The organism is Arthrobacter agilis (assembly GCF_030816075.1).
In the GTDB taxonomy this organism is placed as follows: domain Bacteria; phylum Actinomycetota; class Actinomycetes; order Actinomycetales; family Micrococcaceae; genus Arthrobacter_D; species Arthrobacter_D agilis_E.
On sequence record NZ_JAUSXO010000001.1, the window covers coordinates 1,742,177 to 1,765,567 of the forward strand.

At 70.0% G+C, this 23,391-nt stretch carries 24 protein-coding genes and 2 tRNA genes; 11 read left to right on the top strand and 15 right to left on the bottom strand.

From position 1 onward, the window contains the following. Positions 1–35: 35 nt before the first annotated feature. Together QFZ50_RS07935 and QFZ50_RS07940 are read right to left on the bottom strand one after the other, a co-directional pair. Positions 36–923, bottom strand: coding sequence for an Fpg/Nei family DNA glycosylase (locus QFZ50_RS07935; protein ID WP_307083195.1), 888 nt, complete (start codon positions 921–923; stop codon positions 36–38). After that, entirely contained in the window at positions 916–1,386 is a 471-nt protein-coding gene (locus QFZ50_RS07940) for a ribose-5-phosphate isomerase (protein WP_307086715.1), read from the bottom strand. Before QFZ50_RS07940 ends, QFZ50_RS07935 begins: the two co-directional genes overlap by 8 nt. A gap of 221 nt (positions 1,387–1,607) precedes the next feature. On the opposite strand from QFZ50_RS07940, the gene pepN reads away from it, so the two are divergent. From pepN to QFZ50_RS07960, 4 genes are all read left to right on the top strand, one after another. Next, entirely contained in the window at positions 1,608–4,163 is a 2,556-nt protein-coding gene (gene pepN, locus QFZ50_RS07945) for an aminopeptidase N (RefSeq protein ID WP_307086717.1), read from the top strand. 82 nt (positions 4,164–4,245) lie between these two features. Continuing rightward, the gene (locus QFZ50_RS07950; protein ID WP_307083196.1) at positions 4,246–4,725 is read left to right on the top strand and encodes an OsmC family protein; all 480 of its coding nucleotides are present in this window, start codon (positions 4,246–4,248) and stop codon (positions 4,723–4,725) included. A 227-nt stretch (positions 4,726–4,952) separates the two neighbouring features. Next, the gene (locus QFZ50_RS07955) at positions 4,953–5,576 is read left to right on the top strand and encodes a mechanosensitive ion channel family protein (protein ID WP_307083197.1); all 624 of its coding nucleotides are present in this window, start codon (positions 4,953–4,955) and stop codon (positions 5,574–5,576) included. Positions 5,577–5,695: 119 nt separating this feature from the next. Beyond that, positions 5,696–6,124 carry a globin gene (locus QFZ50_RS07960; RefSeq protein ID WP_307086718.1) on the top strand — a complete coding sequence of 143 codons (429 nt, stop codon included), beginning with the start codon at positions 5,696–5,698 and terminating at the stop codon, positions 6,122–6,124. Between the two features lie 105 nt (positions 6,125–6,229). Here the strand turns inward: QFZ50_RS07960 and QFZ50_RS07965 are convergent, their stop codons facing one another. Together QFZ50_RS07965 and QFZ50_RS07970 are read right to left on the bottom strand one after the other, a co-directional pair. After that, complete coding sequence (locus QFZ50_RS07965) at positions 6,230–6,886, bottom strand: hypothetical protein (protein WP_307083198.1); 657 nt, start codon at positions 6,884–6,886, stop codon at positions 6,230–6,232. 8 nt (positions 6,887–6,894) lie between these two features. Next, entirely contained in the window at positions 6,895–7,359 is a 465-nt protein-coding gene (locus QFZ50_RS07970) for an acyl-CoA thioesterase (protein WP_307083199.1), read from the bottom strand. Between the two features lie 177 nt (positions 7,360–7,536). On the opposite strand from QFZ50_RS07970, the gene QFZ50_RS07975 reads away from it, so the two are divergent. Then, positions 7,537–8,457, top strand: coding sequence for an acyl-CoA thioesterase (locus QFZ50_RS07975; RefSeq protein WP_307083200.1), 921 nt, complete (start codon positions 7,537–7,539; stop codon positions 8,455–8,457). An 85-nt stretch (positions 8,458–8,542) separates the two neighbouring features. On the opposite strand, the gene ettA is transcribed toward QFZ50_RS07975, so the two are convergent. The 4 genes from ettA to QFZ50_RS07995 form a co-directional block, all read right to left on the bottom strand. Further along, a complete protein-coding gene (ettA, locus tag QFZ50_RS07980; RefSeq protein ID WP_307083201.1) occupies positions 8,543–10,225 on the bottom strand; it encodes an energy-dependent translational throttle protein EttA in 1,683 nt (560 codons plus the stop codon). A 109-nt stretch (positions 10,226–10,334) separates the two neighbouring features. Continuing rightward, positions 10,335–10,874 (bottom strand): DUF6993 domain-containing protein, encoded by a 540-nt coding sequence (locus QFZ50_RS07985; RefSeq protein WP_307083202.1) that lies wholly within the window; start codon positions 10,872–10,874, stop codon positions 10,335–10,337. A 183-nt stretch (positions 10,875–11,057) separates the two neighbouring features. Continuing rightward, positions 11,058–11,675: a single-stranded DNA-binding protein gene (gene ssb, locus QFZ50_RS07990; RefSeq protein WP_307083203.1), complete on the bottom strand. Its 618-nt coding sequence runs from the start codon at positions 11,673–11,675 to the stop codon at positions 11,058–11,060. Beyond that, positions 11,672–12,763 carry a flavin-containing monooxygenase gene (locus QFZ50_RS07995; RefSeq protein ID WP_307083205.1) on the bottom strand — a complete coding sequence of 364 codons (1,092 nt, stop codon included), beginning with the start codon at positions 12,761–12,763 and terminating at the stop codon, positions 11,672–11,674. The genes ssb and QFZ50_RS07995 overlap by 4 nt, the downstream gene beginning before the upstream one ends. A 174-nt stretch (positions 12,764–12,937) precedes the next feature. On the opposite strand from QFZ50_RS07995, the gene QFZ50_RS08000 reads away from it, so the two are divergent. Together QFZ50_RS08000 and QFZ50_RS08005 are read left to right on the top strand one after the other, a co-directional pair. Next, the gene (locus QFZ50_RS08000) at positions 12,938–13,567 is read left to right on the top strand and encodes a TetR/AcrR family transcriptional regulator (RefSeq protein ID WP_307083206.1); all 630 of its coding nucleotides are present in this window, start codon (positions 12,938–12,940) and stop codon (positions 13,565–13,567) included. 138 nt (positions 13,568–13,705) lie between these two features. Next, a complete protein-coding gene (locus QFZ50_RS08005; protein WP_307083208.1) occupies positions 13,706–14,224 on the top strand; it encodes a DUF6098 family protein in 519 nt (172 codons plus the stop codon). A gap of 80 nt (positions 14,225–14,304) precedes the next feature. Here QFZ50_RS08005 and QFZ50_RS08010 read toward each other — a convergent pair. The 3 genes from QFZ50_RS08010 to mptB all read right to left on the bottom strand — a co-directional run bounded on the left by QFZ50_RS08010 (position 14,305) and on the right by mptB (position 16,455). After that, positions 14,305–14,377, bottom strand: a tRNA-Arg gene (locus QFZ50_RS08010). A 56-nt stretch (positions 14,378–14,433) separates the two neighbouring features. After that, the gene (locus QFZ50_RS08015) at positions 14,434–14,850 is read right to left on the bottom strand and encodes a DUF3224 domain-containing protein (RefSeq protein ID WP_307083210.1); all 417 of its coding nucleotides are present in this window, start codon (positions 14,848–14,850) and stop codon (positions 14,434–14,436) included. A gap of 84 nt (positions 14,851–14,934) precedes the next feature. Then, positions 14,935–16,455, bottom strand: a complete 1,521-nt coding sequence (mptB, locus tag QFZ50_RS08020) for a polyprenol phosphomannose-dependent alpha 1,6 mannosyltransferase MptB (protein WP_307083212.1) — start codon at positions 16,453–16,455, stop codon at positions 14,935–14,937. A 272-nt stretch (positions 16,456–16,727) separates the two neighbouring features. Between mptB and orn the strand changes: the two genes are divergently transcribed. The 4 genes from orn (at position 16,728) to def (ending at position 19,420) form a co-directional block, all read left to right on the top strand. Next, positions 16,728–17,330, top strand: a complete 603-nt coding sequence (orn, locus tag QFZ50_RS08025; RefSeq protein ID WP_307083214.1) for an oligoribonuclease — start codon at positions 16,728–16,730, stop codon at positions 17,328–17,330. A gap of 122 nt (positions 17,331–17,452) precedes the next feature. Next, positions 17,453–17,525 (top strand) — tRNA-His (locus QFZ50_RS08030). A 145-nt stretch (positions 17,526–17,670) separates the two neighbouring features. Continuing rightward, positions 17,671–18,843 (top strand): acyl-CoA dehydrogenase family protein, encoded by a 1,173-nt coding sequence (locus tag QFZ50_RS08035; protein ID WP_307083216.1) that lies wholly within the window; start codon positions 17,671–17,673, stop codon positions 18,841–18,843. Between the two features lie 4 nt (positions 18,844–18,847). Further along, the gene (def, locus tag QFZ50_RS08040) at positions 18,848–19,420 is read left to right on the top strand and encodes a peptide deformylase (protein ID WP_307083218.1); all 573 of its coding nucleotides are present in this window, start codon (positions 18,848–18,850) and stop codon (positions 19,418–19,420) included. A gap of 47 nt (positions 19,421–19,467) precedes the next feature. Here the strand turns inward: def and QFZ50_RS08045 are convergent, their stop codons facing one another. The 4 genes from QFZ50_RS08045 to QFZ50_RS08060 form a co-directional block, all read right to left on the bottom strand. Continuing rightward, positions 19,468–20,760, bottom strand: a complete 1,293-nt coding sequence (locus tag QFZ50_RS08045) for an MFS transporter (protein WP_307083220.1) — start codon at positions 20,758–20,760, stop codon at positions 19,468–19,470. Between the two features lie 658 nt (positions 20,761–21,418). Then, on the bottom strand, positions 21,419–22,519 hold the full coding sequence (locus QFZ50_RS08050) for a tyrosine-type recombinase/integrase (protein WP_307083222.1): 1,101 nt from the start codon (positions 22,517–22,519) through the stop codon (positions 21,419–21,421). After that, positions 22,519–22,953: a hypothetical protein gene (locus QFZ50_RS08055; RefSeq protein ID WP_307083224.1), complete on the bottom strand. Its 435-nt coding sequence runs from the start codon at positions 22,951–22,953 to the stop codon at positions 22,519–22,521. The genes QFZ50_RS08050 and QFZ50_RS08055 overlap by 1 nt, the downstream gene beginning before the upstream one ends. A 30-nt stretch (positions 22,954–22,983) precedes the next feature. Further along, entirely contained in the window at positions 22,984–23,391 is a 408-nt protein-coding gene (locus tag QFZ50_RS08060; protein ID WP_307083225.1) for a hypothetical protein, read from the bottom strand.

Below are 23,391 nucleotides of genomic sequence, written 5' to 3' on the forward strand. Positions count from 1 at the left end.
TAACCGGCCTGTCCGCCGCGCGGGCTCGGCCCTGGTCACGCCGCCTGGCACTGCGGGCACCAGTACACGTTCCGCGCCGCCATCTCCGCCGTCAGGATCGGCGTGCCGCAGCGGCGGCACGGCTCACCGGTGCGCTTGTACACGTAGTTCGGCGCCGACCGCTTGGGCCTGCCGTTCCGGGCCTCGGACGTCGTCGTGATGATCCGGCCCTCCCGCACGCCGTCCTTCATCAGCCGCACGGTGTCCGCCCAGATACCGGCCGCCTCGTCCTCCCGGAGCTGCCTGCCCGGGCGCCAGGGGTTGATGCCCTGCAGGAACAGCACCTCCGCGCGGTAGATGTTCCCGATCCCGGCGATGACCGCCTGGTTCATGAGCTGGATGCCCACCGCCGTGATGCTCGACATCACCTTGCGGACGAACACGGTGCCGTCGGACGAAGGCTGGAGTGGATCCGGTCCCAGCTTCGCCCGCGCGGCCTCCTCCTCGGCACCCGTGATCACCTCGCAGGCCGTCGGCCCCCGCAGGTCAGCCCAGCCGTGGGCCGAGACGAGCCGGACGCGCACCGCGCCGACCGGCTCCGGCGGGCCGCCGTAGGCGTCACCGTCGCCGTCACCGCTTCCGGAGGGCTGCTCCGACTCCCCCACCCGGCGGGGCGCACCGATACTGGACGCTCCCCGGAAGGTCGAATCGCCGCCGAAGCTCCAGGCGCCGTAGAGACCGAGGTGCACGCGGAGCACGCGGTCGCCGTCGAATCTCAGGAACAGCTGCTTGCCGTGCGCGAGTGCGCTCAGCAGGGTGCCGCCGTCGAGCAGCGCGGCTCCCGCCGAGAAGCGCCCCTGGGGGCTGGAGACGGCCAGCCGCTCGCCGGCGAAGACCGAGCCGAACTGCTTCGCCAGCCGGTGGACCGAGTGGCCCTCAGGCAATGCTTCCCGTTTCCTCGAACCGCGCGATCTGGGCGATCCGGCGGCTGTGCCGCTCGGCTCCGCTGAACGGTTCGGCCAGGAACGCCTCGATGATCTCCGTCGCCTCGTCCACGGTGTGCTGGCGTCCTCCGACGGCGATGACGTTCGCGTCGTTGTGCTGGCGCGCGAGGCGCGCGGTGTCGAGGTTCCAGGCCAGGGCCGCCCGCGCGCCCTGCACCTTGTTCGCTGCGATCTGCTCGCCGTTGCCGGACCCGCCGAGGACGATCCCGAGCGCCTCCGTGCCCGCAGCCCGGTCGGCGACGACGGCCTGCGCGGCGTGGATGCAGAAGGAGGGGTAGTCGTCCTCCGGGTCGTAGGAGGCAGGGCCGTGGTCGACGACGTCGTACCCTGCCGCCGTGAGGTGCGAGAGCAGGTGGGCGCTCAGCTCCATGCCGGCGTGGTCTGTGGCGAGGTGGACGCGCATGGACATCTGTTCCTTCGGGACGGCGCCGGGCGGGCCGGCGGTGATTGCGGGGCACCCCGCCCGGCAGGGCAGGACGCGTTCCAGCCTAGTCCGCCCCGGGGGCGGACCGATGACGCCCGGTGCGAGCGACGGGGTCTGGCGGAGTGAGAGAATCTAAGCGCCGCGTAGTCCCCATCACACGCGCGGACCCCGATACCACCTGGAGGCGATCCTTGCCCGGTCTGAACCTGACGCGCGATGAAGCACGTACGCGCGCCGATCTGCTCACTGTCCACTCCTACGACGTCACCCTCGACCTGACCCGCGGCGAGCGCGTCTTCCGGTCCACGACGGTCGTCTCCTTCGACGCGGAGCAGGGCGCATCGACGTTCATCGATGCCGTGACCGACACCGTCCACCGGGTCGAACTGAACGGTGTCCCCCTCGAGACCGCCGAGGTGTCCGACGGCGTCCGGATCCAGCTGCCGTCGCTGGCCGCCGCCAACCGGCTCGTGATCGAGGCCGACATGCCGTACATGAACACGGGCGAGGGCCTGCACCGGTTCACGGACCCCGTGGACGGGGAGGTGTACCTCTACACGCAGTTCGAGGTACCCGATTCGCGTCGCGTCTTCGCCGTGTTCGAGCAGCCGGACCTGAAGTCCACGTTCCGCTTCACGGTCACCGCGCCGTCGCACTGGGACGTCATCTCCAACAGCGCCACGCCGGAACCGGTCCAGGCCGGAGCGGACGGTACCGACGGCGCCGCGGCCTCCACCTGGGCGTTCGAGCCGACGCCCGTCATGTCCTCCTATGTGACGGCGCTGATCGCGGGACCGTACCAGTCGGTGCGGAGCGAGCTCACGAGCTCCGACGGGCGGACCATCCCGCTCGGCGTGTTCGCCCGGAAGTCGCTCATGCAGTACATGGACGCCGAGAACATCTTCGACCTCACCCGGCAGGGGTTCGCGTTCTACGAGGAGCAGTTCGGCGCACCGTACCCGTTCGAGAAGTACGACCAGCTCTTCGTGCCGGAGTTCAACGCGGGCGCCATGGAGAACGCGGGGGCGGTCACCTTCGTGGAGACCTACGTCTTCCGGGGCCGGGTCCCCGATGCGACCGTCGAGCGGCGCGCCATCACGATCCTCCACGAACTGGCCCACATGTGGTTCGGCGACCTCGTCACCATGCGCTGGTGGAACGATCTCTGGCTGAACGAGTCCTTCGCCGAGTTCATGTCCACCCTCGCCGCCGCCGAGGCGACGGAGTTCGAGCAGGCGTGGACGACCTTCGCGATCCTCGAGAAGGGCTGGGCCTACCGCCAGGACCAGCTGCCCTCCACGCACCCGATCGTCGCGCAGATCAACGACCTCGAGGACGTGCAGGTCAACTTCGACGGCATCACCTATGCGAAAGGCGCCTCGGTGCTCAAGCAGCTCGTGGCGTGGGTGGGCCAGGAGGAGTTCATGCAGGGCGTCCGCCAGTACTTCGCCAAGCACTCCTGGAAGAACACCGAGCTCGTCGACCTCCTGTCCGAGCTCGAGGGCTCCAGCGGCCGCGACCTGAAGGCGTGGTCCGGCCTGTGGCTGGAGACCGCCGGCGTCAACACGCTCCGCCCCGAGATCGGCACGGACGACGACGGCCTCATCTCGGCCTTCACCATCGTGCAGACCGCGGTCGAGGAGTTCCCCACCATCCGGCCGCACCGCCTGGCGGTCGGCTTCTACGACCACGACGACGACGGCGCGCTGGTCCGTGTGCACCGGCTCGAGCTCGACGTCGACGGCGAGCGCACCGAGGTCCCCGACCTCGTGGGTCGCCGGCGGCCCGCGCTGGTCCTGCTGAACGACGACGACCTCGCCTACGCGAAGATCAGGCTCGACCCCGCGTCCCTCCGGACCTCGGTGCGCCACGTCAAGGACTTCAAGGACTCCCTCCCCCGCACGCTCGTCCTCGCCTCAGCGTGGGACGCCGCCCGCGACGGTGAGACGCCCGCCCGCGACTACGTGGAGCTGGTCCTGCAGAACATCGGCGCCGAGTCCGACTCCTCGGTGGTGCTCGTCCTGCTCCGGCAGCTCGCCTCGACGCTCGCCTTCTACGTGAATCCCGAGGACCGCGAGGCGATGGGCGAGGCCGCGGCGGACAGCCTGCAGGAGCTCGCCCTCGCGGCGGCCGCAGGGTCCGATGCGCAGCTGCAGTTCACCCGGGCGTTCTCCTCGCACGCCCGCACGGCGCCGCAGCTCGACGCCGTCGCGGCGATGCTCGCCGGTGACCGGGTGCCCGAGGGCCTCACCGTCGACCAGGACCTGCGGTGGGAGCTGCTGACCAGCCTCGTGACCGGTGGCCGTGCCGGTGCCGCCGAGATCGACGCCGAACTGGCGCGCGACTCGACGGCGACGGGCGAGCTGGCCGCAGCGGCGGCCCGGGCGGCGCTGCCGACGGCTGAGGGCAAGGAGGCCGCATGGACGGCGATCGTCGACGCCACCGATCTGCCCAACGCCACGCAGCGGGCCATGATCTCCGGCTTCGGCCGCGTCCACGACCGCGCCCTGCTCGAGCCGTACGTGGAGCGGTACTTCGCGTCGCTCCGGCAGGTCTGGGCCACCCGCACGCACGAGATCGCCCAGCAGATCGTCGTCGGCCTGTACCCCTCGCTGCAGACGACGCAGGAGACGCTCGACCGGACGGACGCCTTCCTGGCCGACCTCGGCAGCGAGGCACCGTCGCTGCGCCGGCTCGTGCTCGAGAGCCGCGACGGCATCGTCCGGGCGCTCAGGGCCCAGGCCGCCGACAGGTAGCCACCCACCGGGGCGGGGAGGACCGGTCAGGTCCTCCCCGCCCCGGTCCCCCTCCCCCCGGTACCGGTACTAGGGTCGAGGGATGAACCTGCAGGAACACTCGTACGCGGCGCGGATCCTCTGGACGGGCAATCTCGGCGAGGGGACGTCCGGTTACCGGGCCTACAGCCGCGACCACGAGGTGGACGTGGAGGGTCCGGGGCGCCTCCTCGGGACCGCCGACCCCACGTTCCGCGGATCGAAGGAGCGGTGGAACCCCGAACAGCTGCTGCTGACCGCCGTGGCGCAGTGCCACATGCTGTCCTATCTGCACGTTGCCGTGCAGGCGGGTGTGGTGGTCACCGGCTACAGCGACTCGGCGACCGGGACGCTGCGCCTCAACCCGGACGGCAGCGGCGAGTTCACCGGGATCGTGCTGCGGCCCCGGGTGGAACTGCAGGACGCCGGCCAGGTCGCCCTCGCGGATTCCCTGCACGCCGAGGCGAACCGGCTGTGCTTCATCGCCCGCTCGCTGGCCTTCCCCGTGCACCACGAGCCGGTAGCCGCGGGCCCGACGGTCTAGACGACCCGGGGAGACGCCGCCCCGGCGCGTCCGGCGGACGCAGCAGACAAGCCGGACAGGCCATCCGGGCGGAGCACGCCGGATCCGGCGTCCGGCGGGTGTCACCCCGTGGGTGTGGCGACCGTCGCCGGGCGCCGGCCGCGGGAGTCCCTGTAGCCTGTCAGTACATCCCCGCGCCACTGTGCCCTCGTGGCGGACGTCCCGGATGCCTGCATGAAAGTGACTCCATGACATTCCTCACCCCCCTCGGCTACGGCGGCCAGGTCATCGCCGCTCTCATCATCCTGATCGGCGCCCTCCTGCTGTGGCTCGTGGTCCGTTACCTGATCGGGCGGTCGGTGACACGCGTCCAGAACGGCTACAGCGTGTTCAAGAAGCCGCACTTCAAGTGGGCGCAGCCGGCACTGCGTCCGTTCGACAGCGCACGGCGCGTCCAGCGCGCCGAGACCATCGGCGGCCTGCTCTCGAGCGTCGCCGCCGTGACCATCGCCGTCGTCGCGATCCTCATGGCCATCGAGACGCTCGGCTTCAACATCGGGCCGATCCTCGCGAGCGTCGGCATCGTCGGTATCGCCATCGGCTTCGGTGCACGCGAGGTGATCCGCGACGCCTTCCTCGGCTTCTTCATCACCATCGAGGACCAGTACGGCATCGGGGACACCATCGAGGTCGGCGACACCGTGGGCGTGGTCCAGTCCCTCGGCCTGCGCATCACCCGCATGATCGACGAGCACGGCGCCATCTGGTACGTGCGCAACGGCGACATCACCAAGGTGGGCAACCGGTCGCAGGGCGACTACGTCGCACCGGCCGCCGCTGCTCCCACCGCACCGGCGGAGGATCGGGCATGACCGGCGAGGGTTCGTCCGGCGCGCAGCGGCCGTCGACCGGCGGGGAGCCGCCCGTACCGGCCGAAGCGGCGCCTCCTGCCGGCACCGCGTCGTCCCCGTCCGCAGGCGCGCGCTCCGCGCTGCCCGTCGAGCGGCTCGTCACGGCGGGCCAGGGGTTCAGCCAGCCCCAGTACACGGACAACTTCTACGAGACCGTGGGCGGGCACGCGACCTTCGTGAAGCTCGTCGACGCCTTCTACGACGGCGTGGCAAACGACGACGTCCTGCGCCCCATGTACCCGGAGCAGGATCTCGGGCCGGCGAAGGAACGCCTGCTGCTGTTCCTCGAGCAGTACTGGGGCGGCCCCAAGACCTACGGCGAACAGCGAGGGCATCCGCGACTGCGCATGCGGCACATGCCCTTCCGCGTCGGCCCGCAGGCACGTGACCACTGGCTCCAGCACATGCGCGCGGCCGTCGACTCCCTGGGGCTCGCCCCCCTGCACGAGGCGACCCTCTGGGACTACCTGGACCGCGCCGCACACTCGATGGTCAACGCCGCAGACTAGCCCGATCCGAGGGACAGCCCGGGCGCCGGCCCGTTCACCCGCGCGACCGTCTGCTTGCCTGTTCGTTCGCTTGTTCGCCCGCGCGTCGGTTCGTCGGTGCGTGCGTCAGAGGATGGCCGCGGCGCGCACGAGGATATGACCGCGTGCGGTACTCACCCGGGACCAGCGGCCGTTGACGTGGACCGTGGCGCTGGCCTCCGGCACGAGGAACCCCAGGCTGAACGCACCGAAGGCGGCTCCCGCGGGCACCGATCCGGCCACGCCGTCGAGGGGGCGGCCCCAGACCGCTGTCCGCGCACTGCTCACGACCGGCGCCCCCGCCCGATCCGGCAGGCTCCGGGCCACGTTCCCGATGCCGTCCGTCGCTGCCCGGTCGAGGACGGCGCACGGCACATCCCCCACGTAGGACCAGCCGGTACGCGGCGGGAGGATCCCGGCCCAGGGCTCGGTGACCGTCACGGTCGGGACAGGGAACACGACGTCGCCGGCGGGCATGCGAGCGAGCCGGTCGAGGACCGAGCCCAGGGAGACGGTCACGTCGACGTCGGCGTCGCTTCCGAGCGCCATGGTGCGGAGTCCGAGCACGGTCGGCAGCGGTTCCCCGAGCACCGTGGGGCCGAGGGTCCGGACGTAGGCGGCCGCGACCCGGCCGACCGCCACCAGGCGCATGCTGCCGTCGTCGTTCGCCCGGGCACGCGCCGTGAAGGTGCGGAAATCAGCGACCGACTGCGTGTCCGCGAATCGGAGTTCCGACGATCCCATGGCCCGCCCTACCTGGCGCGGGCGCGACGGAAGGGGACGGCCGGGCCCTGCCAGGACAGCAGGATGCCCCGCTGGGCATCGGAGAGGCGCACAGGACGCCCGGTGGTCCGGCTGACCAGCACCATGGTGGTCGCCGCGATCGCGCTCGTGCTGCTGCCCTCGGCGGCCACCCTGTCGCGCACGGCGTAGCCCAGGTCGAAGCTGGACCCGCCGACGGCGGTGACCCACAGGTCCACGGCGGCGGGGGTCGTGCTGAAGTTCAACGGCGCCAGGTACTCGATCTCCTGGCGCCCCACGAGGGTGTACTGGTCCGGGTCGATCAGATCCATGAAGGATCCCTCGGGCCGGGATCCGCTCATCAGGTGCACGCGTGCGTCCTCGAGGAACTGCACGAACCGGACATTGTTCACGTGGCCGTACGAATCCTCGTCGCCGAAGCGCAGCTGAAGGGGGAAGGTGTTCACGGGAGGCATGGTGCAATCCTCTCAAGAAATCATGGAGTGTCCGGCCGCACGGCGTCCCGGACCGGGCACCCGCCTCGGGGCGGCCGGGTGTTGGCGTGGTTTTGAGCAGGACGGACGCGTCCGTCTAGTGTCGGGGGTAGCCGTTCCCGGTTCACCGCTTCCGTCGACACCACCGCAAGGACCCCCATGACCGATCAGCCGCACGCGGCCCGAGCCGCCGCTGCCGCCGAACCCCCGACCGATCCGACGCAGGCGCTCCTCGCCCTGCTGGACCTCAGCAGCGCCGAGGGGGCGCAGACCGACGAGGAGATCTTCGTGGGGTCCTCCGCCCGCCAGCCGGGACGCCGTGTCTTCGGCGGCCAGGTCCTCGCCCAGTCACTGGTCGCGGCCATGCGGACCGTCGAGCCGTCGCGCGACGTGCACTCCATGCACGGCTACTTCCTGCGCGCCGGCGACTCGGACCAGCCCATCACCTTCGGCGTCCAGCGGCTGCGGGACGGTCGCTCCTTCTCGGCACGCCGCACGCACGCCTATCAGAACGGCGTCCCCATCCTGTCCATGATCGCGTCCTTCCAGACGCCCGACGACGGGATCGTCCACCAGGACACCATGCCGGACGGTGTGCCGGACCCGGAGACTCTGCCCACGACGGCAGACCTGCTCGGCACACTCGACCACCCCGTGGCCCGGGCATGGGCCTTCGACCGGCCGTTCGACATCCGGCACGTCGATGCTCCGCTGTACCTGACCAACGAGGGCTCGCGGGAGCCACGGAACGCCGTCTGGATGCGCAGCCTCGGGCCCCTGCCCGACGACCCGAACCTCCACCGGGCGGCCCTGGCCTACGCGAGCGACTACACCCTGCTCGAATCGATCCTGCGCCCCCACGGGCTCAGCTGGATCCAGCCCGGCATGAGCGTGGCGAGCCTCGACCACGCCATGTGGTGGCACCGCCCCGTGCGGGTGGACGAGTGGCTCCTGTACGTGCAGACCTCCCCGAGCGCGTCGGGTGCCCGGGGCCTGGCTACCGGACACATCTACAACCGTGCGGGCGATCTCGTGGCGAGCGTGGCGCAGGAGGGCATGATCCGGATCCCGCCGGCCTGACCGGCACCCGGCCGGGAGGCACCGAGACACAGAAGAGGGGACACGGCGCTCGCCGTGTCCCCTCTTCTGTACCGATCCGCTCCCGCTAGTCGCGGGTGAGGCGGCGGTGGGTGACGCGGTGCGGTTTGGCCGCGTCGGCTCCGAGGCGCTCCACCTTGTTCTGCTCGTACGCGTCGAAGTTGCCCTCGAACCAGTACCAGTTGTCGGGATCGTCCTCGGTGCCCTCGTAGGAGAGGATGTGCGTAGCCACCCGGTCGAGGAACCACCGGTCGTGCGAGACGACGACGGCGCAGCCCGGGAACTCCAGCAGCGCGTTCTCGAGGCTCGACAGCGTCTCGACGTCGAGGTCGTTGGTCGGCTCGTCGAGGAGCAGGAGGTTCCCGCCCTGCTTCAGCGTCATGGCGAGGTTCAGGCGGTTGCGCTCACCACCCGAGAGCACTCCGGCCTTCTTCTGCTGATCCGGGCCCTTGAAGCCGAACGCCGACACGTAGGCACGCGACGGCATCTCGACCTGGCCCACCTGGATGAAGTCGAGACCGTCGGAGACGACCTCCCAGAGGCTCTTGTTGGGATCGATGCCGCCTCGCGACTGGTCGACGTAGGAGATCTTCACCGATTCACCGATGCGCAGCTCCCCGCCGTCGAGGGGCTCCAGGCCCACGATGGTCTTGAACAGCGTGGTCTTGCCGACACCGTTGGGGCCGATGACGCCGACGATGCCGTTGCGCGGCAGCGAGAAGGACAACCCGTCGATGAGGATCCGGTCGTCGTAGCCCTTGCGCAGGTCGTGGGCCTCGATGACCTGGCTGCCGAGCCTCGGGCCCGGTGGGATCTGGATCTCCTCGAAGTCGAGCTTCCTGGTGCGCTCCGCCTCCGCAGCCATCTCCTCGTAGCGGTTGAGGCGTGCCTTGGACTTCGTCTGCCGTCCCTTGGCGTTGGAGCGGACCCATTCCAGTTCCTCGGTGAGGCGCTTGGAGAGCTTCTGGTCCTTCTTGCCCTGGACTTCGAGACGCGCACGCTTCTTCTCGAGGTAGGTCGAGTAGTTGCCCTCGTAGGGGTAGAGGTGGCCGCGGTCCACCTCGGCGATCCACTCCGCCACGTGATCGAGGAAGTACCGGTCGTGGGTCACGGCCAGGACTGCGCCGGCGTAGGAGGAGAGGTGCTGCTCGAGCCACAGCACGCTCTCGGCGTCCAGGTGGTTGGTGGGCTCGTCGAGGAGCAGCAGGTCCGGCTTCTGCAGCAGCAGCTTGCAGAGCGCCACGCGACGACGCTCACCACCGGAGAGGACCGTGACATCGGCGTCCGGCGGCGGGCAGCGCAGCGCGTCCATGGCCTGCTCGAGCTGGGAATCGAGGTCCCAGGCGTCGGCCGCGTCGATCGCTTCCTGCAGCTTGCCCATCTCGTCGAGCAGCGTGTCGTAGTCGGCGTCCGGGCTCGCCATCTCCTCGGAGATCTCGTTGAAGCGCTGGATCTTCCCGTAGATCTCGCCCACGCCCTCCTGGACGTTGCCCAGGACGGTCTTCTCCTCGTTCAGGGGCGGTTCCTGCAGGAGGATGCCGACGCTGTAGCCGGGGCTCAGGCGAGCCTCGCCGTTCGACGGCGTGTCCAGACCCGCCATGATCTTCAGGATCGTGGACTTACCGGCGCCGTTCGGGCCGACGACGCCGATCTTCGCACCGGGGAAGAACGACATGCTGACGTCGTCCAGGATAACTTTGTCGCCGACGGCCTTGCGGGCCTTGGTCATTGTGTAGATGAATTCCGCCATACCTCCAAGGCTAGTGGGTGTCCACCCTGTTCTCCCACTCGGCCGGTATCCGTCCGCCCCGGCCCCCGCGTCGCCTCCTGCGATCCGGCGGCGGCGGCGAGGCGGGACCTCAGCGCTGGTCGCCCACGAAGCATCGGCCCGAGGCCAGCGCGGGAAGCACCACGACCGAGACGACGCCCTCGCGCACCTCGCCGAACACGCAGCGTCCGCCGAGGAGGCCGGCGCCCTGGATCGCGTCGACGTCCAGGCCCGTCGGCGTCCGGTCGACCGACACCTCGACCGATTCGGCCGCGGCGTCCGCCGCGCCGAACCCCTGCTCGATCGCACCTCGCACCTGGTCGCTCGTGACCGAGTCCTGGCCATCCACCAGCTCCTGCAGGGCGGCATCGACCGCGCCGGACACCTTCGCCAGGTCTCCCTCCGGTGCGGACGCGGTGGCGGCCGCCTGCGCCGGCTCCTCCGGGCCCTCGGGCGTCGCCGCCGGGTCGGCCGCGTCACTCGCGGGGGCGACGACGGCGCTGTCGTCCGCCGGCGCGGATGAGGCGCAGGACGTCAGGGCGAGAAGGACGGACGCCAGCGCCATCGGGATGGCGGAACACCGTCGCCCACGGGTGGGGCGGACAGGCTGGGCGGACGCGTCTGTGATCACGTGTTCATCCTGCCATGCGACCACGAGACGGGCCCTCCGGCGCCGCCGTGCCGAGCTCGAGTCCCCCTTCCATAGCCCTTCAGCCCTTCAGCCCTTCCGCCCTTCAGCCCTTCAGCCCTTCAGCCCTTCCGCCCTTCCGCCCTTCTGTCGCACGCCCAGGGCCTGGATCGGGACCGCACCCGATCAGAACGGCACCCCCTCGGCGTCAAGAGCGTGCCCGCGACGGGCATCGTCGCGGCCGTCAGCGCCTCTCGATTCAGCGTCACTCGATTCAGCGTCACCCGATGCAGCACCACCCGGATCAGCGCCGGACACGTCGAAGGTCGCGGGGGCGTACAGCTCACCCGTCGAGGCATCGACGCCCGCCGGCGGTCCGTCGTCGGCCGTGACGGGGCCCGGCTGCTCATCGGGTCCGGACGCGGAGTGGAGCTCGCCCCGGTCGGCCGTCGTCCGCCGGAAGTTTGCCGTACCCCACATCAAATCGTGCCCGGCCGTGTCGGCGTCGATCTCCACGGAGGTGCCCGTCTTGCCCTCCGCGTTGATCCACGGCCGCACCTTGAGCCGGCCCGTGACGATGACGCGGTCACCCTTCTTGATGCTGGCCCCGGCGTGGGTGGCGAGCTGGCGGAACATCGAGACGGAGTACCAGTTGGTGTGGCCGTCCACCCACGCGTTCGCCTCCTTGTCGAAGCGGCGTTCCGTGGAGCACATCCGGAACCCGGCGATCGCCAGCCCGCTCTGCGCGGAGGTGAGGCGCACGTCCGTGGCGACATAGCCCCGCACGGTGATGGTGTCGGTCATGGATCTGTCCTTCCGTAGGTCCGGAGGACGGCGGTGAGTGCCGGCCTCCGCCCAGTCTCGGCCGGGTGCACCGACGGCGCGGACGGCACAGGCGCTATGTTGACAACGCTCGGCCGGGACCGGGTCAGGTCCGCTGCGGGAACCGGCACGGCGGCTTCGCGGGCGATCCGGTCGGCGATGTAGGCCGCGTCCCGCCCGACCCCGCCGATGAGTGCGGAGGTGAGCGCGTACTGGAACGGCAGGCCCAGGAAGTAGAGGCCGCGGAGGTCGGCCGCCACACCGCGATCGGTCCGCGGCACGCCGACATCGTCGACGTCGAGGGGCGGAAGCCATCGCAGGTCGGGCCGGTAGCCTGTCGCCCAGATGACCGTGTCGACCTGCGGCAGCGGGCCGTCGACCGTCTGCGGCTGCCCGCCTGTGACCCCGGTGACGGCAGGAACCCGGGTGACGCCGACGTCCTCCACCTGGCGCATCGACACCCGGATGAGGGGAGCCCCTCGCCGTCCGAACCCCGCTGCGACGCGTCGCCCCGGTGGTGTGTCGATGGTGAGCAGCCTGTCGACGAGGAACCAGTAGGGGCGGCCCGCGTACCGGAAGACCGCATCGGGGATGTGCGGCGTCGGCCTCCCGGCGAGCACCACGGTGCGGGTCGCCGCGAGCTCGAGCGCTATCTCGGCCCCGGAGGTGCCCGCACCGACCACGAGGACCGTGTCTCCGGGCGTGCTCCGGGGGTTGCGGTATTCGGAGGCGTGGAGCTGCCGGATCCCTCCGTCGAGCCCCTCGGCGAACGACGGTCGGTGCGGCAACCCGGTGTGCCCCGCCGCTACGACGAGGTGGGTCGCGGCGACGGGCCCGGCGCTGGTGTCCAGCTCGAAGCCGTCGCCGCGGACGACGGCCTGGTGGACGCGCACTCCGCAGCGGACCGGGAGCGCGAACCGTTCCGCGTAGGCGGCGAGGTAGTCGGCGAACTCGTCCTTGCCCGCGAAACCTGCCGGGCCGGCGGGGTTGGCGGACCCCGGGAGGCTGCTGAACCTGCCCGGGGTGAAGAGCCGCAGCGAGTCCCACCGGCCCCGCCAGGTGTCCCCCACCTGCTCTCCTGCGTCGAGGATCGCGAAGGGCAGTCCCCGCTGTGCGAGATGGGTAGCCGGCGGCGAGGCCGGACTGGCCCGCGCCGACCACGACGGTCTCGAGATGTTCCATGGCGATCTCCTGGACGGATCATTAGAATACGCCTCCAGTGAGTGGACGTCTATGCTAGCGAGATGCCGGATTCCACGCTGCCGCCTCCGTCGCTCCGCGAGGCGCAGGCCGCCCTGACGCGCCGTCGCATCGTCGACGCGGCCGAGCGCCTCTTCCTCTCCGACGGCTACGTCGGGTCCTCGATCGCCGCGGTCGCGACCGGTGCCGGGGTGTCGATCCAGACGATCTACAACTCGGTCGGCAACAAGGCAGCGCTGCTGTCCGCGGTGCTCGATCTCGCGGCGTCAGGGCCGGCGGCGCCGACCCCCGTGCCCGAGTTCATGGCCGAACGGGTAGGGCGTGCCGGAACCGCCGCGGAGGTGGTCGCGGTGCTCGCGGAGTGGTTCGTCGAGGTGAACGCGCGGACGTCCGGCGTGTGGGTGGTGATCCGCCAGGCGGCGGCCGTGGACGTCGAAGTCGCCGCGGTGCAGCGCAGGCGGGACGAGCAGCGCCTCACCAACTACCGCCGCGCCGCTGCGGAACTGAGGAAGAGGGGCGCGCTCGGGGAGCTGAGCGACGCGCAGGCCGCCGCGGTGATCTGGACGACCGGGCACCCCGAGGCGTACCGCACCCTGACCGATCTGGGCTGGACGCCGGAGGACTATCACGACCTGGTCCACACCACCCTCACCGGAGCGCTCCGCGCCGGCTGAGACCGTCAGGGTCCGGGGCGGCCCCGGCCGGCACGGCGCGGTCCACCCGCACTAGGCGACGCCGGCGGGAAGCGGAAGGGCGGATGGGGCACGAATCGATGGTTGAGACACGTGTGGTTTCGTTTTTAGCGTGGAGGGATGAAGACGGCGACACCTCCCCAGACCCGAACGGCCAGTCCGACGGCCACAGCGACGGGCAACGCGACGGACAACGCGACGAACAATGCACAGGGCACGGCGACCGGCACCGGCGACCGTGTCATCTCCACCCTCGACGAACTCTGTGACCTCGTGCAGGGCGACGAGCCGGTGTACCTCCGCTACTCGTGCGGATTCGAGGCCGATCGCGACGGGACGAGCAGCGACGGCGAGAGCGGGCTGGATCTGCCGGGGCTGTCCGTCAATCCGCTGACCCCCGAACCGTGGTGGACCCGGCCGCTCGGCGACTGGCTCGCCCGCCAGGTGTGCCAGTACCGACACCTGGCGGAGGAAGAGGAGCGTTTCCCGTGGGTGCTCACGGGGCAATGCGTGGGCCGCGGGCCGGACTCCGAACCGCTCCTGACCGACGTGGTGCCGCTCGGTCGGCTGCACGAGGACCTGCTGCAGGAGGCTGAGCGGGTGTACGGCGAGCGGTTCGATACCGGGAACCGCCCGTAACTGGGCCCCGGGGCCCGGACGGGACCGGTTGGGGTCGGGACGACGGAGGGCCGGACGCCAGGCGTCCGGCCCTCGTACTGTGCCCCCGGCAGGATTCGAACCTGCGACCAGAGGATTAGAAGGCCCCTGCTCTATCCCCTGAGCTACGGAGGCAGTGGGCCCAGTTTACTATGGGCCGCTCCTGCTCCCCCGCGATACCGGCCCGCGGACTACTCGTCCTCGCCGAAGCTCACCCTGAGTTCGAGGCGGTGCTGGCCGTCCGGGTCCTGTGAGTAGATCGCCTTGCCGGAGATGCCATGCAGCCCGTCCGTGCCGGAGCCGGGGATGATGTGCCCGGAACTCGCCGCATCGGCACCCTCGGCGACGCCCCAGTGCTGCACCGTCATGGACCCCGTGCGCTCGCCGACGGACCCGACGAACTGTTCGGACGCCACGTACCCGGCGCCGACGTCGTTGCCCGCCATGAGCAGCTCCGCCGTGCTCGTCCCGCTGATCTCGCCCTCGAACACCTTCGCGGCGCGGACCCTGGACAGCTCACCGGTGCTGCCGGGCTCCGTATACGGCTCGGCGTCCCAGCCGGTGATCTCGAACTCGCCGGTGTACGTCGTCGTTCCTGTTTCAATCATCTGCTCAGTATTGCCGCTTCGCCCCCGTCCCGCATATCGCTTTTCGCCCAGGGGGCGGTCGGAAGCGCCCCGGGCGGGCCGGGATCAGTGCAGTTGCCCGGGTTCCAGGGGGCGGTAGCGCTTGCGGAACAGGATCTTCGTGCTCCGGTCCACGAAGACGAGGTACAGCGCGAACCCGAGGGCTACGACGGCGGCCACCTGCCGCGCCATCATCAGGCTGAAGTCGAAGTAGGGGAAGATGTCCAGCTGGTCCGTGATGGCGTAGACCATGAAGAAGGCCACCGTGAAGTAGAGGAACTTGACCTGCCAGTCGTCGCGGATGCCGGTGACGGCGAACAGCGGGATCAGCCACACCACGTACCAGGACTGGATCATGGGCGACAGCAGGACGATCGCGGCGAAGGCGAAGGCGAGCCTGCGCACGAGGCGGCTGTGGTCGCCGTGGAAGATCTGGAACGCGATGATGACCAGCGAGGCCAACCGCGCGAGGGTGTGGAACCAGTTGGCGATGTCCCAGCCGCTCAGCCCGACGGCGTCGCCGAGGGTCGCGATGACGAGGCCCATGAACCCGATGGGCGCGTACCAGATCCAGACGCTGCCCGGCGTGCTGAGCGCCCCCACCCAGCCGAAGCCGAAGGTGTTCACGTACCCCATGACCCACAGGATCCCCAGGGACAGCCCGGCGGTGAGGAACCAGTACAGGAAGCGCCGCGGCCAGGACGCCCCCTTGCCCGCCCACATCAGCCCGACGAACGGCAGGAAGATCAGGGTGATCGGCTTGATGCCGACCGAGAGGGTGATGAGCAGGATCCCGAGGAGCGGCCGCCGGGTCGCCGCGAGGTACAGCCCGGCGAGTGCCAGCCCGATCATCAGGGAGTCGTTGTGGATGGCGGCCACGAAGTTGATGAGGAACAGCGGATTGGCGACCGTCAGCCAGAGGGCGCGGTTCGCGTTGATGGAGTGCAGTTCCGCCAGCTTGGGGACGAAGTAGACGCACAGGGCGACGCCGGCGAGTGCGACGACCCGGAACAGGATGATCGAGGTGTCGGGGTGTCCGCCCGTGATGCGGACGATGCCCTCCTCGATCCAGAGGAACACGGGGCCGTAGGGCGTGGGGCTCTGGGCCCAGAGGTCGTCGGCGCCGATCTGCAGGTAGTTGGAGATCTGCGAGTAGCCGTCGACGTACGGGTTGAGCTTGGCCACCATCACCTGGCCCTGCGCGATGTACGCGAAGACATCCCGGCTGAACAGCGGTAGCGCGGCGGCGAGCGGGATCGTCCACGCGACGATGGCCTTCAGCAGGTAGGGGCGCGTGTCGTCCGACCACCCGTTCAGCCGCTGGCCGAGACGCAGCCAGGCGCGGATCAGGAGCATGCCGCCGAGCGCGAGCAGCAGCACGGACAGGACCGCACCGGCGGGCTCGAAGCGGAGCCAGATGATGACGGGATTCCGCCTCAGCTCCGCGGAGGCCAGCGACAGCCAGCCGACGCCGAGGGATCCCATCCACATCAGGAGGGAACCGACGAAGCCCTGCACGACGGCCACGTTGGGGCGGTTAGGGCCCGGCTGCGTCTCGACCTGCGTGAGGGGGACCTGGGCGGGCATCTGGGCATTTCCAATCGTCGGCAAACAGGAGGTCGGCGTTGCATGCCCGTGTTCCAGGGCCGCCGGCGGGTCACGACCGGACGGCGGACACCGCGGTGCCCTGGGCCGGAGGCGGCGGGGGCACCCAGGTCTCCCCGCAGCCCTGAGCGGACTGTTCGAATATTAGCACCGGGGCCCCATGCGAGTCCTCGGGTACGGCCGCTCCCGGCAGGCTGGACGCCACCCGGGGATCGGCGCGTGGGGCGGTCGGTCCCGGACGGTACATTGGTCGAATGCCGATATCGAGTGAACACATCGTCTGGATCGACTGCGAGATGACGGGGCTGGACCTCACCCATGACGGCCTGATCGAGGTGGCAGTCCTGGTCACCGACTCGGAACTCAACATCCTGGGTGAGGGTGTCGACGTCGTGATCAAGCCCACCGCCGAGGCCATGGCCCACATGGGGGACTTCGTGCGGCAGATGCACACGACGTCGGGGCTGCTCGAGGAGCTCGACGGCGGCATCACGATGGACGAGGCGGAGCAGCAGGTGCTCGCCTACATCAAGAAATGGGTGCCCGAGCCGCGGAAGGCGCAGCTGGCCGGCAACTCCGTCGGGACCGACCGGAACTTCCTCGCCCGCGACATGCCACTCGTCGTCGACTACCTGCACTACCGCATCATCGACGTGTCCACCATCAAGGAGCTCGCGCGCCGCTGGTACACCCGCGCCTACTTCCAGGCACCGCCGAAGACCGGCGGGCACCGCGCCCTCGGGGACATCGAGGACTCCATCCGTGAACTGCGCTACTACCGCGCCGCGGTCTTCGTGCCCTCGCCCGGCCCCGACTCGGCCACGAGCAAGGCGATCGCCGGCACCGTCGCTCCCTGACACCTGCCGGCGGGCTCCGACCGGCGGTCAGGAGCACACCGAAAAGTGTGTAAACTTGTATCCGCTGCCTGTCGCTGACAGCCCGGACGGAGTTCCTGAGGGCTGGCGAGCGACGACACATGGTGGGTATAGCTCAGTTGGCAGAGCGCCTGGTTGTGGTCCAGGAGGTCGCGGGTTCAACCCCCGTTACTCACCCTCAGTTGCCAGGGAAGAACCTGGCCACGTATGCCGTCCCGGAGATCATCCGGGGCGGCATACGCATTTGCGGCCCACCCAGCCCAGCCCCGGTCGGCAGCCCTCGGGCCGCACCCGCGGCTGACAGCACCGAAGGACCAGAACCATGGAACGCACAGTGTTCGACGAGGATCACGAGCTCTTCCGCGATGTCGCCCGCGAGTTCAACGAACGGGCCGTCGCCCCCCACTACGCGGGGTGGGACCAGCAGCACATGATGGACCGGTCCGTGTGGACCGCCGCGGGCGAGCAGGGCCTGCTCGGACTCGCGGTACCCGAGGAGTTCGGCGGCGCTGGCATGCCCGACTACCGCTTCCGCGCCGTCCTCGACGAGGAGTTCGCCCGGAGCAACCATCTCGCCGTCGGGCTCGCCTTCCACCTGCACGACGACCTCGTCCTCCCGCACCTGCTCGCCCACGGCTCGGACGACCTCAAGGAACGCTGGCTTCCCGGCATGGTCTCCGGCGAGATCGTGACGTCCTGTGCGTGGACCGAGCCGGGGGCCGGCAGCGACCTGCGCGGCATCCGCACCCGTGCCGTGCGCGACGGCGACGACTGGCTGCTCTCCGGGCAGAAGGTGTTCATCGGGAACGGCATCAGCGGGGACGCCTCCCTCGTGCTCGCCCGCACCGACGGCAGCACCGGCCGCGGGGCCAGCGACGCCTTCTCCCTGTTCATGGTGCGGCGGGGCGAGGGGTACACGCCCGGACGCCAGCTCGACAAGATGGGGCTGCGCGCGTCGGACACGGCAGAACTGTTCTTCGACAACGTGCGGGTCCCCGGCGCGGATCTCGTGGGCGAGGTGGGCCAGGGCCTGCGCTACAGCCTGGAGCAGATCCCGCAGGGCCGCCTCGGCATCGCCGTCGCCGCGGCCGCTCTCGCGCGGGCCACCTACGAGCAGACCGTCCGGTACGTGACCGACCGCAGCGCGTTCGGCGAACGCGTGCTCGACTTCCAGAACACCCGCCACGTCCTCGCCGACATCCTGACCGAGGTCCAGGTCACGGAGACCTTCGTCGACCAGGCGGTCCTCGCGTTCAACGCCGGCACCCTGACCCCGACGTCCGCCGCACAGGCCAAGCTGTGGGCGAGCGAACGCGCCAAGTCCATCACCGACCGGTGCCTGCAGCTGCACGGCGGCTACGGGTACATCCTCGAATACCCGGTCTCGCAGGCCTTCCTGGCCGCCCGGCTGCTGACCATCTTCGGCGGGACCAGCGAGATCATGCGCGAATCCATCGGGCGGTCCATCGCGGACCGTCCCACCCAGAACAGGTAGGTCCATGGCAGTCCATCCCATCGTCATCTCCGGTGAGCCCGTCCTGCACCGGCGCGCCCAGCCGGTGGAGGCCTTCGACGACGAACTGCGCACGTTCATCGCCGACCTCTTCGAGACCATGGACACCGCGAACGGCGTCGGTCTCGCAGCGCCGCAGGTAGGCGTCGGCCTGCGCGTGTTCGTGTACGGGATGGAGAACGACGACGGCGTGGCGCCACGCGGCGTCCTCGTCAACCCGACCCTCGTGACGTCGAAGGTGCCCGGATCGGACCCTGACCCCGACGACGAGGCCGAGGGATGCCTCTCCGTGCCCGGGGAGGCCTTCCCCCTCAAACGCGCCGAATGGGCGAGGATCTCCGGGTTCGACGGCGACGGCACCCCCGTCGAGTTCGAGGCCACCGGCTGGTTCGCCCGCTGCATGCAGCACGAGTACGACCACCTCGACGGCAAGCTGTACGTCGACCGCCTCGACAACCGGCAGTCGCGGAAGGCCAGGAAGGCGATGAAGGCGAACGGATGGGGCGTCCAGGGTCTGACCTGGATGCCCGGTGTCGACCCTGATCCTTTCGGCCACTGAGCCGTCCGGACCACTCCGCGGAGACCGCAGCCCGCTGACGCCGCGCGTCAGGCGTTCGGCCGGGCAGCGGCCCGCGCGTCGGGCTCGGCGGCCTCGACCAGGTCCTCGAGCCGCCGGACGCCGCGCAGGGACCCGAACAGGGCCACGAGGGGCGCCAGGCAGGCGATCGCGACGCCGACCACGACGGCCCCGCGCACGCCGATGGTCTCGGCGAGGATCCCGGCCAGGAGGCTCGCGAGCGCGAGCATGCCCCAGCTCACCATGCGCGACGCCGCACCCAGGCGTCCCATCATCCCCGGCGGGCACACGCGCTGGCGGAAGCTGGAGCCGACCACGATGTTCCACGCGACACTCGCGCCCATGACGAACATGCCGAGGACCCCCCACAGCATCCCCCAGCCCGGAGTGAGCACCAGGAGGGAGGCGTAGCCGAACACCCCGGGCACCATGGACCACCGCCAGAGCGGTCCGGAGCCGAAGCGCTCCCCCAGCGCGTTCGCCGTCGTGCCGCCCGCCGCTCCGCCCACGGAGGCGGCGGCGAGCAGCAGCCCGAGCCACACCTCCGACTCCCCCAGGGTCCTCAGGACCAGGACGACGAGCAGGGAGGCCGCGATGTTGCCGCCCAGGTTCCACAGCGCCGCATTGAGGAGGATGGCGCGCAGCGGGGCCGTGCTGAAGGTGTAGCGCATCCCCTCGGACATCTCCTGCAGGATGCGCCGGTCGCTCTGCGGCCGGACGACCTCCCGGACATCGAGCCGCTGCAGGGCGAGGAGGGAGACCACCGAGGTGACCAGCTGCACGATGAGGGCATTGGACGCTCCTACCGCGCCGGCGAGCCACCCGGCGATGGACCGCCCCGCGGCGTCGGCCGCAGCACCGGAACCGGTGATCAGGCCGTTGCCCTCCATCAGCTCGTCCGGGGTCACCGCCTGCTGCACCAGGGCGGCGTCCGCCAGCTGGAAGAACACGGAGGCCACTCCTGCCACGAAGGCGGCACCGAAGAGCAGCGGCGTGCTGAGGAATCCGAGCCAGTAGCCGAGCGGGAGGAGCGCGAGGACGACGACGCGCACCGAGAGCGCGACGAGCATCACGAACCTGCGTGGCAGGCGGTCCACCCAGACACCGATGAGGAGGCCGAAGAGGAGCCAGGGCAGGAACGTCATGCCGGCCAGTGCGGCCACCGCGAAGTCGCTGGCATCGAGTTCGACGGCCGCGATGACGGGCAGGGCGACCGCTGCGACCGCGTTCCCGAGCACCCCGAAGGTGCTCGAGATCATGAGTGCGCGGAAGTTCCGGTTGCGCGCCAACAGGCGCCTGCTCCGCGGACCACCTGCATTCATCCGATCACCCTAGCCCAGTCCTGCGCCGTGTTCCGGACGCCTCGAGGTCGAGATCCGGACGACTTCGCGGGGTCTTGACGGAACAGGGACCCGGCCCGATACTTGGTTGCCTCCGGCATCCTCTGTGAAAGTTCCCGAGTTCTCCCTTGGCTTAGAGGACCCCTCGTCGATTGCCGCGCCCTCGGTGGAAGCGGAGAATGAGAGCTGGGAGTGGGTCCCGCGGTCGTTCCCCCAGCAGTATCGCGGTCGACCGGCTCCCGAGGCGGCTATAGACGCCGGGCGGCCCCCCTACCTCTTGAGACCAGGTACGGGGGGCCGTTTCATCTCCGGCCCGGAACGGGCCGCCCGACAGGGCGTTCGGGAAAGCGTTCCAGGGGAGTGAACGGGTCAGCCTCGTTGCCCCAGCGGTAGGCCGACCCGTTCGTACCGTCGTGCTCGTCGAGGAGACCCACGGCGGTGTTCACAGAGTATGCGGATCCCCAGTGTCCAGCCGGGCGCGACGCGCCGACGATCCTTGATCGAACGCGCGTTCTCCGTCGGCGTGGAGGTCGAGGGATGGGTCGACCGATACGCCGGGTATCTACTCGGCATCCTCCTAACGTGGGACGACATGTAGCCCGGGCGCTGTAGGGGCGCTGCCAGCCGCAGAACCGTCCGCCTACAGAGCGACCACACCGTCCGTGAGAGTGGCCGCCCGCTGGTCATCGTCATGCCAGAGATGGGCGTACGTCTGCAGCGTCTCGGTCGCATCCTTGTGCCCTAGGCGGTGGGCGACCGCGACCGGCGACATGCCCCCGGCGATGAGCTGCGACGCGTGATAGTGGCGGAGCTGGTGGAACCCGTCGCCGATGCCTGGCACCTTCGCCCGAGCGTCGCGCCAAGCATCCCCGGCGTTCCCCCGGGTGAGCGCACGTCCGCCTGCCGTGAAGACCAGCTCCCCCACCCGTGGCAGGTCCTCGAGCATTGCGATCGTCGCGGGGCCGATGCTGATCGTCCGGACACTCGACGCGGTCTCCGGCGGACCCCACGCCGGGCGGCCGGCGTCCCGTGACACCAGCTGCCGGTCAACGGTCACCGAACCGCGGGACAGGTTCACCCGGTCCCAGGTCAGCCCGCGCATCTCCGAACCGCGCAGCCCGGTCGCCGCCCCGAACACGACGAGCGGCCTGTAGGGCGCCCATATTGCCTCTACCAGCGCCCGCACCGTATCGGTCGACAACGGGCGCACCCGCTCCACCTCATCCCGTGGGAGTCGCATCCCTACGCACGGCGTCGCCCGGATCACGCCGTCGAGGACAGCGGCCTTCATCATGCCCGCGAGGTACGTGTAGGTGAGCTTCACCGTCGACGCCGCCAGCGTCTCCGACCAGCCGATCACTGCGGCCTGCACATCCGTCCGCGTCACCGACTCCATCCGCTTGTGCCCGAGCACGGGCAGGATGCTCCGGTTCATCCGCCGGGCAATCTGCTCCCGGGACGACGCCCGCTGGTGGATCTGCTGCTCCTGCCACCGGGCCGCGTACTCCGAGATGAGCAGCGCCCGCGCCGGCGCCGTGTAGATCCCGGGGTGGGTTCGAGCATTGACCTCGGTCAGGAACGCCTCCGCAGCGTCCTTCGTCGAGAACGACTTTGACCGCTTGCCGCCCTCATCCCAGTGCACCCGCCACCGCAGGCCCTGGCCGTACCGCTCCCGGCGGACACGCTTCGGTGGCCCCCCGTCAGGGTTGGCCCGCGTCCACCTGTCCTCGATGCTGGCCATCAGCCACTCCCCCGTGGGTACCCGCACGGCGTCGTCTCGATCATCTTTCGGATCCCCAATCTCTCCTCATCGCTCAACGACCCGTAGTAGGCGGCGACGTCCGACGGCATGACCTCGAGTTCCCGGGCCAGCAGGCCCACCCAGTTGACGGCCTTCAGTGTCGCCGCGACGCGCCCGGCGCTAATCAGCTGCCGCGCTGCCCATGCCTGCGCTTCCGCTTCCGCTTCCGCTTGCGGAGATGCCTCGGTGTGCCCGAGCGCCGCGTGCCCGAGCATCCTCGCCAGCACCGACCGGCGCTGTACCTTGCCCATCCCGGGCTTCAATGTCATCGTCTGCGTGGCGTGATCCCACGACCCCCAGCCCTGCTCGACGTTCCCCTCGATTACCTGTGTTCCTAGCTCTACCGCTGTCCCCATGAGACCCATGAGACCCATGGATGCACGCTATGGGACGGCTGTGACAGTTCACATACGCGTCGCCGAGCCGTTATCCGACACGCCGGGTCGGGCCGTGTCGGCGGCGTCCCATGCGGTCAAAAGTTGACGCGACATGCTCACCAGGAGCTGCTTCGACTCGGGAGGGAGGGCGCCAGCCCCCTGAAGCACGAGCTCGTCCGGGTCCGAATCGGAGACGTTCAGTTCAAGGGACCGGGCCGCAGCGAGGACGACCCGCGTTACGGACACGTTCAGCCCCCGCGACAGACCCTTGATCGTGGGCGGGTCCGGGAAGTTGTTGATCTTCTGGCCGGCCGCGAGAGTGTTCAACCGGTTCGCTTTCGGGATCCCGCCGCAGTCTCGGGACAACCGCTCGAAGGACCGATCACCCTTCATCTCGAGGATCAGCGATCTGAGCGTTTCTGGGTTGCTAGACAT

Excerpts from the sequence above, each read along its gene's own strand:
- QFZ50_RS07965 (WP_307083198.1), bottom strand. The coding sequence starts at position 6,886 with ATGGGATCGTCGGAACTCCGATTCGCGGACACGCAGTCGGTCGCTGAT.
- def (WP_307083218.1), top strand. The coding sequence starts at position 18,848 with ATGGCAGTCCATCCCATCGTCATCTCCGGTGAGCCCGTCCTGCACCGG.
- QFZ50_RS08055 (WP_307083224.1), bottom strand. The coding sequence starts at position 22,953 with ATGGGTCTCATGGGTCTCATGGGGACAGCGGTAGAGCTAGGAACACAG.
- QFZ50_RS08000 (WP_307083206.1), top strand. The coding sequence starts at position 12,938 with ATGCCGGATTCCACGCTGCCGCCTCCGTCGCTCCGCGAGGCGCAGGCC.
- QFZ50_RS07940 (WP_307086715.1), bottom strand. The coding sequence starts at position 1,386 with ATGCGCGTCCACCTCGCCACAGACCACGCCGGCATGGAGCTGAGCGCC.
- QFZ50_RS08060 (WP_307083225.1), bottom strand. The coding sequence starts at position 23,391 with ATGTCTAGCAACCCAGAAACGCTCAGATCGCTGATCCTCGAGATGAAG.
- ssb (WP_307083203.1), bottom strand. The coding sequence starts at position 11,675 with ATGACCGACACCATCACCGTGCGGGGCTATGTCGCCACGGACGTGCGC.
- ettA (WP_307083201.1), bottom strand. The coding sequence starts at position 10,225 with ATGGCGGAATTCATCTACACAATGACCAAGGCCCGCAAGGCCGTCGGC.
- QFZ50_RS07955 (WP_307083197.1), top strand. The coding sequence starts at position 4,953 with ATGACATTCCTCACCCCCCTCGGCTACGGCGGCCAGGTCATCGCCGCT.
- QFZ50_RS08015 (WP_307083210.1), bottom strand. The coding sequence starts at position 14,850 with ATGATTGAAACAGGAACGACGACGTACACCGGCGAGTTCGAGATCACC.
- mptB (WP_307083212.1), bottom strand. The coding sequence starts at position 16,455 with ATGCCCGCCCAGGTCCCCCTCACGCAGGTCGAGACGCAGCCGGGCCCT.
- orn (WP_307083214.1), top strand. The coding sequence starts at position 16,728 with ATGCCGATATCGAGTGAACACATCGTCTGGATCGACTGCGAGATGACG.
- QFZ50_RS08035 (WP_307083216.1), top strand. The coding sequence starts at position 17,671 with ATGGAACGCACAGTGTTCGACGAGGATCACGAGCTCTTCCGCGATGTC.
- QFZ50_RS07950 (WP_307083196.1), top strand. The coding sequence starts at position 4,246 with ATGAACCTGCAGGAACACTCGTACGCGGCGCGGATCCTCTGGACGGGC.
- QFZ50_RS07970 (WP_307083199.1), bottom strand. The coding sequence starts at position 7,359 with ATGCCTCCCGTGAACACCTTCCCCCTTCAGCTGCGCTTCGGCGACGAG.
- QFZ50_RS07975 (WP_307083200.1), top strand. The coding sequence starts at position 7,537 with ATGACCGATCAGCCGCACGCGGCCCGAGCCGCCGCTGCCGCCGAACCC.
- QFZ50_RS08045 (WP_307083220.1), bottom strand. The coding sequence starts at position 20,760 with ATGAATGCAGGTGGTCCGCGGAGCAGGCGCCTGTTGGCGCGCAACCGG.
- QFZ50_RS08050 (WP_307083222.1), bottom strand. The coding sequence starts at position 22,519 with ATGGCCAGCATCGAGGACAGGTGGACGCGGGCCAACCCTGACGGGGGG.
- QFZ50_RS08005 (WP_307083208.1), top strand. The coding sequence starts at position 13,706 with ATGAAGACGGCGACACCTCCCCAGACCCGAACGGCCAGTCCGACGGCC.